Raw genomic sequence first — 12,323 nt, forward strand, 5'->3', positions numbered from 1 at the left:
TTTGTATAATCGCTCCCACAAATCTTTGGGACTTAACTGCTATGTCTTACACCCAAGAAATTAGTCGTGCTACGCCGGGATACCTAGTCATCCTAATCGATCAATCTTTCTCTATGTGCTATCCGTTTGGTTCCGCAGGCACGAAATCGAAAGAATGCGCTAAGGCTGTGAATCGGGTATTGCGCGAGACAGTCTTAGCTTGTACTGATGGCGAGGACATTAAAAATAGCTGCGACATCTCAGTATTGGGCTATGGCAAGCTAAAAGATGCAGCCGTCAATGCTTTTTCGGGAACATTAGCCGCGAAACCAGTTGTCACCATTCAAGAACTCACCGAAAATTGCTTGCGAGTCGAAACTATCAAAAGAAAAGTATCGGATGGAGCAGGCGGATTAGTAGAAATCGACGACCAATTTCCGATTTGGATCGAACCTGCGGCGGTGGGAGAAACTCCTATGACAGAAGCATTTGAAATGGCGCATCAATTAGTCCAAGACTGGATTGAAACGCATCCCTCTAGCTTTCCCCCTGTTGTAATTAATATTACCGATGGTGAAGCCGACTCCTTACCCACAACCCGCAAAGCAGCTGAGGCACTCGCAGGACTAGAAACAGACGATGGCAAGACTTTGTTACTCAACGCTCATATCTCTGGTAATGCAGCACAAGAAGTCGTCCTGCCCGCTGCTCCCACCCAGTTACCCACGGGAGATAGTTACGCTCAATTTTTATTTGAAACTTCTAGCGAATTGCCCCCAAATATGCTCGAACGCGCTGCGGCATCTGGGTTAAATCCAACTCCATACGCTAAAGGTTTTGTGTATAATGCCAAACTCGAAACCCTGATTCAACTATTAGAAATAGGAACAAAAGCAGAATTTCGCGGGTAGATTATCTACCTAAATTCAATGTCTTATGAAATCCGCTATTTCTCTCTACCTAAAGTTGGCGAACTAGAGCAAAACATTCAAGATCGCTTTGAGAACAGCCCCGATGGTAGTTTAGTAGCTCTAGCAGACGGGGCTAGTACTTCGCTATACCCGCAAAAATGGGCGGAGATTCTCGTCAAATCTTTTTGTCATGTAGCAGAAAATCCGATTGAGAGTATCCGGCGATCGCACGAGAGTTGGTTGCAGCCATCCCAAGAAATCTGGCGACAATACTACTTAACCAAACTTCAATCTCCTAATCGTAAATGGTGGCAAGGAGGCTCGGAAATCAAAAATCGCGGCTCAGCTACTTTTTTGGGGTTACAACTACAAAACTTAGAGCCACAAAACTTAGAAGATTTTCCCAAAAGCCAATGGCAAGCTGTCGCCGTAGGAGATACTTGTTTATTTAAACTAGAGCAGGAGACTGACAATCTCCTCACCTTCCCTCTGACCGCTGCACGAGATTTTAAAAGCACAACACTCTGTTTTGAAAGTTTACCGGAATACACTTCATTTCCGCCTCAATTTGCCGCAGGATGGTATGAGTACGGAGATATTTTTTTACTAGCAACAGATGCCTTATCTCAATGGCTTATATCAGATTATGAAGCTCAAGGAGAAGACTGGAAAAAAATGTTTTATTTTCAAAATCAGCATGATTTCGATTGCTTTATTAATCAACTCAGACAACAAAAGATAATTAAAAACGATGATACGACATTAGTAGTCATAAAAGTGAGTAGCTAGCGGCTAGTGGCTAGTAGTAGAATTCTTCAGCTAGTCGCTAGTCACCAGCCACTAGTCACTGATAACTGATAACTGACAACTGAATTATGAAATATCCCAGTCGTTCGGAATACTGTAGCGCAATTCGCAATCCTCAATTTGCCTTTCGTAAAAAAGATCCTCAAACCAAAATTGAGCGCGATTTGGATGCAAGCTTGGTCGCGGGAAAAGCCGTAGAAAGAATTAAGCCTGATGGGACTAAAGATATTTGGTCGGCGGCTGGAAGTTTCGCGATCGCTTTTAAATTTGAAACTTCATCACCTCGAAAACTTTGGGCAGTGAGATGTTTCTACCGGAGTAACTTTGAGGTCAAAAATCACTATAAACAGGCTTTAACCCAATTAAAAAATAGTTCATGTCGAAATTATTTTGTAGATTCTACCTTTTTAGAATCAGGAATTAGAGTACAAGGCGATTGCTACCCAATTTTGAAAATGGAATGGGTAGAAGGGGAAAATTTAAAAAAGTTTATTAAAGCAAATCTTGGGAAAAGAAATGTTTTACTCTCTTTGGCAGAGCGATGGCGTGAATTATGTAAAAACTTATACGATGCTGGTATTGCTCACGGCGATCTGCAACATGGTAATGTTTTGGTAGTTAAATCTTTTCAACAGTTTTCGCTCAAACTCATTGATTATGACAGTCTCTACTTTTCAGAAGATCGCCACTCAGTTGATGATAATATCAAAGGATTGTCTGATTACCAACACCCTTTGCGAAAATCTTTAGAGAAAAGATGTTTGGAAATTGATTTTTTTCCTCAATTGACAATCTATTTATCTATTTTGGCTCTAGCAGAAGATAAAAAACTTTGGGAAGTTTATCAACTAGATGCTAGAGAAGGGTTGCTCTTTTCACGGTCAGATTTTCAAAATCCCGATACAGCAGATATTTTCAAATATTTAGCTCAATTCTGCAATCCGATTCCAGAATTGACAAGGAAGATGAAGCAGATTTGCCGATTTAAAGAGTTTAAAAATATCCCCAGTTTAGAAACAGTTCTCTCCACCGAACAGTGGGTAGAATCGCATCATAAAAATTCAGTCGAGCGGCATTCTAGTTCTAGTCAACTGCTCAATTCGATTGTTTCTTGGTTGAAGGAAAGATCCCCCCAACCCACGCCACTTTGCTCAACGGAGGACACCTCCGCACGCAAGTGGCTCCCCTTAAAAAGGGGGGCTATGAGAGCATCTCCTGGAGTCGATCGGGCGATCGATCGCCCTTTGTTAGCAGTGGGAGAATCTCCTGAAGCGCAAGGGGAAGATCGATTAGAAACAGCAGTGAAAATAACTGCGCTTTCAAGTGAAATTCAACCAGTTCAGCCTTTAGCTGCATCTCCAAAAAAGATAGGAGGATGGGATCCGCGATCGCTCAAGTCAGACTATACAAAATATATCAAACCAGTTAGCTCAATTCATAATACTAGTACAAAAATATCGTCAATCCCTACTCAGTTTGGAACTTTGGTGAAGCAAAAAACAGAGAAACTTCTGAACTGGGTAAATAGTACAAAAGATAATTTCTTGAAAGCCTGTCATTCACTTTTGAGAAATTTAGGCTTGCAGTTGCAAAACTTGAAGTCAACAATTGTGCAGACGATCGCACCTATATTCAATCGGTTGAAACAAATAAATCGAGTTCAAATTCCAACAAACCCTATCATTCATCAACCAAAAATCATCGATAAACGCAATGGAGGACAAGAGGAAAGCAAAATTTCTGACTTGAGTTACGTTACTACTGCATCAACTGAATTAGCAAATCCATCTGTTCCTAAAATCGATTGCGCTCAAACCTCCGTCCAGCTACAACCGTCCCAGCCAAAAACCCAAACAACTGCCCAAGTCGCCGCTCAACTGGGGTGTTCTTTGAGTTGGTGTCACGCTCAACGATACCAGCATCCAGACCGATTCTTAGCTGACATTCACTACTACAAAGATACAGCGGGAATCGTGCATTGGATGGAAGCGGGAATCGAGCAATTATGTTGTCTAAAATCAGAAAAAAGTTTGAAATCACAAAAAAAATTATCTGATATTCCGGCAAACTCTTTACCAACAAAAGAAGTCAGTCGTCGTCTAGGAGTTTCACCAGAATGGCTGACCAAAACCAAAGCCAAACACGCCTCCGACTTTGCGATCGAAATTCACTATCACACCGATGCAAGAAAAAGGTACTACTGGACTCCGACAGGTATTCAGTTATTACAAAAACTGCTCGACGAGCAAAAACCGCTTGTAGTAGATGGTTACTAGCTTAGAGAAAAATACGTCATGTGTAGCGGCTTTAGCAATACAAAAGGGAGAAAATATGATGCGATCGCCATCTACTCGATTATCTAAAATTTGGCTTGTTATCTCATATCCGGTTGATTGACCCTAAATTTTGTAAGGGCGGGTTTATTGAGATATTGGTACTATGTCTGAAAATCTCTGTGAAAACCCGCCCCTACGGTGATATGGTTATTTGAACGGACGTGATATTACTACCACAATCCTCGGCGATCTGCGGGGTCGCCGTAGGGGTCTTCGCTAGCGGGACGGATGTTGCCGTACTGCCCGTAATCCGCTGGATCGCCGTAGGGGTCTTCACTAGCAGGGCGGACATTGCCGTACTGCCCGTAATCTGCCGATCTACCACCACCCATCATCTTCTTGGCAGCCATCGCAGCAATTCCAGCCATCGCTGCTTTTGCTAACGGATTGCTAAATAAGTTACCGCCTCTTTGACCACCCATCATAGCCCCCGTAGCACCACCCATGAGCTGACCGAGTAGGTCTGGTTGTTGCTGATGGATGCTACCCGTTGCGCGGGCGAGATAGTTGGGGTCTTGGAGGCGATCGTCTATGCCATCTTGGTTAAGGTCGGGAAAATCGTAGTTTTGCCCCCGCGCCTGCTGCTGAAGATATTGACCAAACTGCATCCGCTCTTGTGGAGACATGCGGCTAAAGGCTTCTTGTGCGGACTCTTGGTAAATATCAGGAGGTACGTGTCTGGATACTTGTTGATATCGATTATAAACTTCGTCGTCTGAATAGCCTTCGTGCGGTAAACCCTGTTCGTATCGATTCACGAAGTCTCTGTAGTCTCGCTCTCCATCCTGACCGCCAAACATATTTTGTAAAAAGTTCATTTTTCCTTCCTACTGTTTTATTTCACTTGTCTGTTCTATACCTTTGCTGCCGCGAGTGTCACAATGCTGGCGCTGGCTGCAAATCGGTCAAGTCACGACCTGTCGATCTGTTGTTATATCCTTGGAAGTCGCGGTACTGTTGCGCCTCCGATTCTGGAACTCGAATTCCCTCTGGTGGCGGCGTGACCCAATGAGGACGACCTTGAGCATCGCGATAATAAATTCTCCCGTTTTTGGAAAGGTAGTATTGTCCTTGCGGTCCTTGCCCTTTCCTATTTTTATGCTGATTGTAGATGTAGTAGAGTGCAGCAGCCCCACCCAAAATCGCGATTTTTTGTCCTGTAGACAGTCCCTTTCTTGCTTGGGGTTGGTTTGAAGGATAGGTTTGCGTTCTACCAACATTATCTGCAACAGGAGGCGGAGGTGCAGACGTGTTCGGACTGCCACCACAAGCATTAAGAATTGGCAGTGTCAGTAATGCCGTTAACACCAGTGCCATTATCTGCGTCCACTTCCGGCGGGGGTGGATTTTTTCCATAGACTTTCTGTTTCTCCCGATCTAGCTAGACTGTACCGAGGGATATAGCAGTTTTGTAAATTCGCGCTGTTGGAAAAATTCTTGTTTGAGCAATGTTTGCAACACTATTTACAAACACATTGCCTCAACAACGCAACTGCAATATTTCGTTCATCATGATTCAATAATTGGGGTAAGCCATCCTGCCAGCGATAGAAGTAGTAACTGCTACCGTATCAATCGAAATACGTACTGAAGTGGGGAATTAAAACTACGTTGCGACTTATTTCATATAAGTCAATATTCTTTCCCAAATGCACTGTGCAATCTAGCACGAAGCCTTGCTAGCAAGATCTTTTATAGAAAAATTGAATAATTCTATGGGGATATTTCTACTGATAGATAGCAAAGTTATAGATTTCAATTTAAATTTAAAAATACATCCCTATTACATAAAAAGAAATAGGCATTAAGTTCTAAGGGATCGAGGAAGTAAATTAGAATATGGCATACGTCAATAGACCAACTAACGATGCTGTTTCTGAACGCACCGTTACCAACACTCCCGTTGTCGATTACCACGATCGCATTCGCTGGGGTCCAATTATTTCAGGTATCGTAATTGCAATAGCAACTCAGTTGATTTTAAGTGCTTTATTTGCAGCGATTGGTGCAACCAGCATTGCGGGTTCTGGCGCACCAAGAACAAACGCTGCTGATGTTGCTGGTAACGTGGGAATTTGGTCGGCTATTGGTTTGTTAATTTCTTTGTTAATTGGTGGTTGGGTGACAGCTCGTGGCTGTGGACCAATGAATCGCAGTACAGCTCTACTTAACGGTGCAATTCTTTGGGCGACTACTTTAGCTCTTAGCTCTTGGCTAGTAACATCTGGAGTCACGGGAGCTTTTGGTTTGGCAGCTTCTGCTGCTTCCAATGCGGCTGGAGTCATATCTAACCAAGTCCAAGGGGTTAATCCGCAAAACCTACCTAATATCAGTGCAGAACAAGCTCGCGATATTGCTAATGCTACTGCTAGAAGCTTGTGGTGGTTTGTATTTGGTTCGTTACTGGGTTTAATTGCCTCGCTGATTGGTGCTGTTGTTGGAGCGCGTAGCCCTCGGAAAACTTATGTAGAGTCTAGTGTGAGATAGGAAAAATAGTAGACATAAAAGTTCCTATTGCAATTCGTATAGACCTTCCGTGGGAGCAATGAATCAAAAAAGTCAATTTGAGTGAAGGTTGATAAGTTCGCAGGTGCGGACTTATTTTTTTAAGTACAGTTACGAGCTGATTTGCCAAAATTGGGTTACTACCCCAAGGTGGCGATCGCCCTGCTGCATCGCTCTATTATTAAAATAATCTTAATTTATCCTCAGATCGCTTTGGAACAAGAGGTATATTAAGTTTTGTTGGTAAGTAATTATAGCTATTAAATCATAGCGGAATTTAAATATCAAAGACCGTAGTTTAATAAAGCCTGTTTTTAACAAATTAAATTTATCTAGATTTACATCTGATGGACTTATCTACTCGTTTTGAAAAGAACGGTACTAAAAGTATTCTTGTCTGCGATGACGTTTACGACCACGCCTTGTTACTCCAGGTTATCTTGGAGGCTGAAGGTTATGAAGTTATACTTGCAGACTCGGGAGCAGCAGCGATCGCCCAAATAGAACGAAAAAATCCCGATCTCGTTTTATTCGATCTGACGATGCCAGAAATAGATGGGATAGAAGCCGTGCGCTATATGCGTCAAAATCCTCGCAGCGATCGCATACCAGTTATTCTAGTTGCACCTAGTCGCCGCGATTCTATTTCGGTTGAATGTCAGAAGTTAGTGAGTGGAATAGTCCACAAGCCAATTGAGTGGGAGGAATTAATTCCACAAGTAGAAGCGATCTTGGCAACACCGTTTTCTACAAGCAGTCAAAGAAATTCCCGCAGCTTCTCTGTTATTTGTCAGTAAATCGGGAAAAAATAAAACAGTACAATGCTTCGCAGCGGCGTAGAAGCATAGGAGCGTGGCTTAAACGCCTAGACATGCTATCAAAAGTGCTGCTCTTCGTTATAAAACAAGACTTCCGCTAAAAGAGCCAAGCCCATCAGAACAATAAAGCAGAACACAAAAAACCAAAATAGTCCTAGTCCCATCATGGCGATCGCCTCCAACCAAGCTCGTAACTTACCTGGTTCTATTGCTCAAACAGAGTCAATACCCACACGAGGATAACAACGGTAAACGGTACTACAGCCAAAAGAAATAAAATTTTTGGTGTCAGCCTGGGATTGTGCATGACCGGGCTTAGAGTTGCTCGGACATATTTATCCCAAAAATCAGAATTCCAGAACTTAGAATGTGAGTCTTGCTCTGCCATCTCCTCCTCCTTGACTTTAGAAGAGATATATCTTTAAATTATCGATATTTTTCAGAGACGACTCGTGTTGAAATAAAAAGTAAAAAATGAAGGAGCGATCGCCTTGAGGAGTTTCAGCAGCAGGTTAGATCGTCTGTTCTAAAGCAATTTGCAAATCTCTCGTCAGATCTGTAATAGCTTGCTTGGCACTGCGACGACTAGCTTGATATGTTTGCCAACGATCTGAAACTGAAATTGGTTCGCCTACTGTCATTTGTACTGATTGCTTACCCAGTCGAGGACGACGAACGGTACTACTACCTTTAATTCGGGCGATCGTTTCCCACATCAACAAAGTTGTTTCGGCAAACCGCTCGATCGTCGGTTTCTCTTGAACGTACTTGCCCGTGACGGCGACAAAATTTTCTACGAGTCGCATGTGCCACATTCTCAGGTTAGCTTCCTGGGCAATGCGATCGGCTAATCCTCGCTCTACAGGAGACAGGGCTTCTACTTGCTTAATATCTTCTCGATAAATCCAATCCCAGCCCGCTTGTTCCAAACGCCGACAGCGTTCGATCGCGCTACCTTGAGGTTGGAAGTGGAAATACTGCTCTGCTACTTGCAATGCCGCATCCATGAGTGCCTGCAACCGCGCTGCAAAATCTCGTTCGGAACTAGATCGTTTTAATCCTGAAGTATTTTCTACTGACACTGTATCGGTAGCAATTGCATTAACTGAAATTGGCAATGTTTGACGGTAAAACCGAGTGTAAAATTCTTCCATCAAGGACAGCAGGTGTTCGCCTAATCGATAAAGTCGTTGGTAGAGCAGGGCTTCATCCATTGAGGCAATTTTTTCTTTTTCCCCCCCTTGCTTCAAACCACTATCTGCTTCCAATTCGCTCAATAACTTTTCTATAAGTTGCCAAGCAGGTTGAACGTAGGAATACTTAATTCCAATTGGCACGATGAAAACTTGTTCGGCGCGTCCAGCCTTCAGCAAATCTTCAACGCCCCAAAATCCTAATTGAGCGATTCCAGGTTCCAAAGGACTAACTATTTCACCGTGTCCGTTAGTGGCTCCTTCTGGAGCGACTGCCATGGGAAAACTGCCGTTGACGAACAAATTTCGAGCTGTTCGCAACCCGAGCCGATCGACCTTGCCTCGATGAATGGGAATGCCACCCAAGTTGGAAAATAACCAACTTACATGCGCTCCCGCCCACAAAGGAATACCGCGATCGTAGAGAAAATGTGCGTGAATTGGACGTGGCAGCGATATTTGCTGTTGGCGTGCTACCTGTGGGACTAGACGATGCAGTAGGTATGCCATACAAAATGGATCGTCAGGGCTGGGATGCCGGAACGCCATGATAAAACGAGTTTTACCAGCCCCAAAAGCGCGATAAAGATCGACTAACACCTCTGTATTCTCTGCTTGAATGTGAGTAATCGCTGTTTGCGATCGCAGCAGGACAGGTAACAGCAGTTGAGTTCCCCGCAGAACAAAGGGATTGAGAGCTGGAGGAATAAATTCTAGCGAAGGTTGGGCGCGAACCATTAACAAACCTTTGAAGTCCCACTTGCTTTTATGCTAAACCATTCGTGCTGAAAGTTAAGTTGAGTAGCTGAAGTTAAAAGTGTTGCTACTTCCTAATGTTGTCGGATGAGTGCGATCGCGCATCCTATTCTTACTGTTTGAGCAAAAATCATACAACGCATACATCAAGTTATACATATTCCTGAACGCGATCGCTAACAATCGGTTTGCATACTGTTATAAGTAGCGTACAGAGCAACAAGCACCGAGTAACAAGCAATGAATAAATGTCTAAGTTCCACCTTCGATTATACCTGAACTTCGTGAATTTTTCATTTTAATACAGCATTTTAAAAATAGTAAAGACCGAGTAAACAACATAGTAAAGAAAGTATTATGTTCACTAAAAAAGATTTTGAGCAATCGGTTTCGATCCAGTCTTCCCTCACCTACTGGAAACAACAATTAGCAGGTTTACCACCTTTGTTATCACTCCCTACAGATCGACCGCGACGCACAGATCGAACTTATCGAGGTAGTTCTCAATCGTTTGTGCTGTCTCGGAAACTAACAACCGCACTCAGCTTGTTGAGCAGACAGGAAGGTGTCACCTTATTTACAACTTTATTAGCGGCATTGAATACTTTGCTTTACCGCTATACAGGTACGGAAGATATCGTAGTAGGTTCCCCTGTTGTTAAACAGAATTATTCATCAATAGACTTAACTTTTATTAATGCTCTAGTTCTTCGCACAAATTTGTCTGGAAACCCTAGTTTTCAGCAACTACTAGAGCGAGTACGAGCAGTTATTTTGTCAGCGCAAAATCATCAAATTTTACCTCTCTCAGTCTTGATATCAAAATTACAGATGGAGGTAGATCCAAGTTATTCACCTCTATTCCAGGTAACATTGACCTTTAACGAAAATGTTTTTTTACAAGACATCGAACTTTCTAGCTTAGCTACAAGTCCTTGGGGAATAGAAGATAACACAGCGAAGATCGATCTAGCTTTGATGGTAGAACAAAATAGTAATGGATTGAAAGGAAGGTGGTTATACAACGCTAATCTATTTGATTCAGGCACAATTGAACGAATGAACGGGCATTTCCAAACTTTGTTAGCAAGTATAGTTGCTAACCCGCAACAGCCCATTGCTAAATTATCTCTACTAAATACACTAGAGCAACAGCAGCTACTTGTAGAATTGAATCATACCCAAACAGACTATCCCCGAGATAAATGCATCCATCAGTTATTTGAGCAGCAGGTAGTACAAAATCCAGAAGGGGTTGCTGCGATTTTTGAAGATCGACATCTGACATACGCACAGTTGAATGCAAAAGCCAACTAACTAGCTCGTTATTTACAACGACAAGGCGTAGGTTCCGACGTTTTAGTAGGGTTGCATGTAGAGCGATCGCTCTTAATGATGATGGCGTTGCTAGGAATCCACAAGGCAGGCGGTGCTTACGTTCCCCTCGATCCAGATTTTCCACCAGAGCGTATCAGTTTCATGTTGCAGGACTCTCAAGCTCCTGTTATCGTCACCCAGCAAAAGTTAATCAGCAATTTGGTTGTCGAGCCGCATGTCAATGTTATCGCGATCGATACGATGTGGGACGAGATTGAGCAACAGGCGATCGCCAATCCCGATACTGGAGTCAAACCAGAAAACTTGAGCTATGTTATCTATACATCTGGTTCTACTGGTAAGCCGAAGGGTGTGATGGTAGAACACCGCAACGTAGTCAATCATTTGGTCGGTAACTCATACGCTGACGCAAGTAAATGGAATCGTTCCGATTGGTCGTGCGATCGCCAATACCGAGCTGTATATTTTAGATAAGAACGGTCAACCCGTTCCCGTAGGAGTCGCAGGCGAACTGCCGCTCGGAGGCGAAGGCGTGACTCGCGATTATCTGAATCGACCGGAGTTAACCCAAGAGCGATTTATTCCCAATCCTTTCAGTCAAAATTCGACAGATCGTCTTTACCGCACTGGAGACTCAGTGCGCTATCGGATGGATGGTAATGTAGAGTTCCTCGGTCGCATCGACTTTCAAGTGAAAGTGCGAGGTTATCGCATTGAATTAGGGGAAATTGAAACAATTTTAAGTCGTCACGAGGCAGTTCGAGAAGCAGTCATTGTTGTTCGCGAAGATGTCCCCAGTTTTTCACTTTACACCTTATGCTCCAGAACAAAAAGCAATGGTAGACATTTAGTTACAAGCTAAAAGCAGTTCACGCGCACGCATTTCATGCTGTGACAGTTCTTTGCTGCATTCAAATATATATTTGAGCTTGTCACCCTTCAACAATGTTGTACTTTTAAGAAAGCATTTACTGGTAGCTGTTTAGCTACCAGCAATAATAAGCTATTACTTAGCAAGCGCCACGTTTAGTAAGAACAACATTTAGTGTTTTTAATAACAAATATAAATCATAAGTAACAGACCACTTAGATTGATAATCTAGATCCATCTGCACGATTGCTTCAAAATCTTTGACACTGGAACGTCCATTTACCTGCCACTCACCCGTTATTCCTGGTTTAACCCATAACCGTTGCCAATGGTGAGGTTCGTATTGTTCGACTTCATTCACTGTGGGTGGTCGAGTACCAACTAAGCTCATCTGCCCCAGCAACACGTTCCAAAATTGTGGTAGTTCGTCTAAACTAGTACGGCGCAAAAAACGACCGACACGAGTAATACGTGGATCGTTTGAGTTTTTGAAAATCTGTCCTTGAGCTTCATTTTTGATTAGATGCTGCAATTGTTCAGCGTCAAGTATCATGGAGCGGAATTTCCAAATTCGGAAAGGACGACCGTACAAGCCGTAACGAATCTGGCTGTAAAAGATGGAACCAGGATTATCTATTTGCATGGCAACGGCTATCGGAATCGTGACGACGGTGGTAATTCCTAGCCCAACTATAGCTCCCAAAATGTCAGTTAGGCGCTTGATCCGGCTAGTAGTAGAGGGATGCGCCACTAATTTTTTAGTTGTAGGAGCAATGTGGTTACTATTTAGAAACTGAGAAGCATTGGAG

General features: G+C 43.1%; 12 protein-coding genes and 1 pseudogene. 8 read left to right on the forward strand and 5 right to left on the reverse strand.

Features of this window, described 5'->3' with window-relative positions; translation table 11 throughout:
• Positions 1–41 precede the first annotated feature (41 nt).
• From C7Y66_RS19635 to C7Y66_RS19645, 3 genes are all read left to right on the forward strand, one after another.
• Complete coding sequence (locus tag C7Y66_RS19635; RefSeq protein ID WP_106546873.1) at positions 42–890, forward strand: hypothetical protein; 849 nt, start codon at positions 42–44, stop codon at positions 888–890.
• Between the two features lie 18 nt (positions 891–908).
• Positions 909–1,679, forward strand: coding sequence for a hypothetical protein (locus C7Y66_RS19640; RefSeq protein ID WP_106546874.1), 771 nt, complete (start codon positions 909–911; stop codon positions 1,677–1,679).
• Positions 1,680–1,765: 86 nt separating this feature from the next.
• Entirely contained in the window at positions 1,766–3,973 is a 2,208-nt protein-coding gene (locus C7Y66_RS19645) for a hypothetical protein (RefSeq protein ID WP_106546875.1), read from the forward strand.
• Between the two features lie 230 nt (positions 3,974–4,203).
• Here C7Y66_RS19645 and C7Y66_RS19650 read toward each other — a convergent pair whose 3' ends face one another.
• Entirely contained in the window at positions 4,204–4,851 is a 648-nt protein-coding gene (locus C7Y66_RS19650; protein WP_106546876.1) for a hypothetical protein, read from the reverse strand.
• Positions 4,852–4,909: 58 nt separating this feature from the next.
• Complete coding sequence (locus C7Y66_RS19655; RefSeq protein WP_106546877.1) at positions 4,910–5,389, reverse strand: hypothetical protein; 480 nt, start codon at positions 5,387–5,389, stop codon at positions 4,910–4,912.
• A gap of 483 nt (positions 5,390–5,872) precedes the next feature.
• Between C7Y66_RS19655 and C7Y66_RS19660 the strand changes: the two genes are divergently transcribed.
• Both C7Y66_RS19660 and C7Y66_RS19665 read left to right on the forward strand, forming a co-directional pair.
• On the forward strand, positions 5,873–6,520 hold the full coding sequence (locus C7Y66_RS19660) for a hypothetical protein (RefSeq protein ID WP_106168296.1): 648 nt from the start codon (positions 5,873–5,875) through the stop codon (positions 6,518–6,520).
• A 365-nt stretch (positions 6,521–6,885) separates the two neighbouring features.
• Positions 6,886–7,335 carry a response regulator gene (locus tag C7Y66_RS19665; RefSeq protein ID WP_106546878.1) on the forward strand — a complete coding sequence of 150 codons (450 nt, stop codon included), beginning with the start codon at positions 6,886–6,888 and terminating at the stop codon, positions 7,333–7,335.
• A 226-nt stretch (positions 7,336–7,561) separates the two neighbouring features.
• Here the strand turns inward: C7Y66_RS19665 and C7Y66_RS19670 are convergent, their stop codons facing one another.
• Together C7Y66_RS19670 and C7Y66_RS19675 are read right to left on the reverse strand one after the other, a co-directional pair.
• On the reverse strand, positions 7,562–7,744 hold the full coding sequence (locus C7Y66_RS19670) for a hypothetical protein (RefSeq protein WP_106546879.1): 183 nt from the start codon (positions 7,742–7,744) through the stop codon (positions 7,562–7,564).
• Between the two features lie 124 nt (positions 7,745–7,868).
• Entirely contained in the window at positions 7,869–9,287 is a 1,419-nt protein-coding gene (locus C7Y66_RS19675) for a 1-acyl-sn-glycerol-3-phosphate acyltransferase (RefSeq protein WP_106546880.1), read from the reverse strand.
• Positions 9,288–9,662: 375 nt separating this feature from the next.
• On the opposite strand from C7Y66_RS19675, the gene C7Y66_RS19680 reads away from it, so the two are divergent.
• From C7Y66_RS19680 to C7Y66_RS19690, 3 genes and pseudogenes are all read left to right on the forward strand, one after another.
• Positions 9,663–10,622: a condensation domain-containing protein gene (locus tag C7Y66_RS19680; RefSeq protein ID WP_106546881.1), complete on the forward strand. Its 960-nt coding sequence runs from the start codon at positions 9,663–9,665 to the stop codon at positions 10,620–10,622.
• Positions 10,623–10,673: 51 nt separating this feature from the next.
• Positions 10,674–11,009: pseudogene (locus C7Y66_RS19685) on the forward strand (AMP-binding protein); the annotation flags it as partial.
• 166 nt (positions 11,010–11,175) lie between these two features.
• Complete coding sequence (locus C7Y66_RS19690; RefSeq protein WP_370143949.1) at positions 11,176–11,505, forward strand: hypothetical protein; 330 nt, start codon at positions 11,176–11,178, stop codon at positions 11,503–11,505.
• Between the two features lie 148 nt (positions 11,506–11,653).
• On the opposite strand, the gene C7Y66_RS19695 is transcribed toward C7Y66_RS19690, so the two are convergent.
• Positions 11,654–12,289: a sugar transferase gene (locus C7Y66_RS19695; RefSeq protein ID WP_106546885.1), complete on the reverse strand. Its 636-nt coding sequence runs from the start codon at positions 12,287–12,289 to the stop codon at positions 11,654–11,656.
• Between the last annotated feature and the right edge of the window lie 34 nt (positions 12,290–12,323).

The sequence above is a fragment of the Chroococcidiopsis sp. CCALA 051 genome (assembly GCF_003015105.1).
GTDB lineage: Bacteria > Cyanobacteriota > Cyanobacteriia > Cyanobacteriales > Chroococcidiopsidaceae > Chroococcidiopsis > Chroococcidiopsis thermalis.

What these genes read in the sequence shown, in the direction of transcription:
- C7Y66_RS19635 (WP_106546873.1), top strand. Translation starts at nt 42, where the DNA reads ATGTCTTACACCCAAGAAATTAGTCGTGCTACGCCGGGATACCTAGTC.
- C7Y66_RS19640 (WP_106546874.1), top strand. Translation starts at nt 909, where the DNA reads ATGTCTTATGAAATCCGCTATTTCTCTCTACCTAAAGTTGGCGAACTA.
- C7Y66_RS19645 (WP_106546875.1), top strand. Translation starts at nt 1,766, where the DNA reads ATGAAATATCCCAGTCGTTCGGAATACTGTAGCGCAATTCGCAATCCT.
- C7Y66_RS19650 (WP_106546876.1), bottom strand. Translation starts at nt 4,851, where the DNA reads ATGAACTTTTTACAAAATATGTTTGGCGGTCAGGATGGAGAGCGAGAC.
- C7Y66_RS19655 (WP_106546877.1), bottom strand. Translation starts at nt 5,389, where the DNA reads ATGGAAAAAATCCACCCCCGCCGGAAGTGGACGCAGATAATGGCACTG.
- C7Y66_RS19660 (WP_106168296.1), top strand. Translation starts at nt 5,873, where the DNA reads ATGGCATACGTCAATAGACCAACTAACGATGCTGTTTCTGAACGCACC.
- C7Y66_RS19665 (WP_106546878.1), top strand. Translation starts at nt 6,886, where the DNA reads ATGGACTTATCTACTCGTTTTGAAAAGAACGGTACTAAAAGTATTCTT.
- C7Y66_RS19670 (WP_106546879.1), bottom strand. Translation starts at nt 7,744, where the DNA reads ATGGCAGAGCAAGACTCACATTCTAAGTTCTGGAATTCTGATTTTTGG.
- C7Y66_RS19675 (WP_106546880.1), bottom strand. Translation starts at nt 9,287, where the DNA reads ATGGTTCGCGCCCAACCTTCGCTAGAATTTATTCCTCCAGCTCTCAAT.
- C7Y66_RS19680 (WP_106546881.1), top strand. Translation starts at nt 9,663, where the DNA reads ATGTTCACTAAAAAAGATTTTGAGCAATCGGTTTCGATCCAGTCTTCC.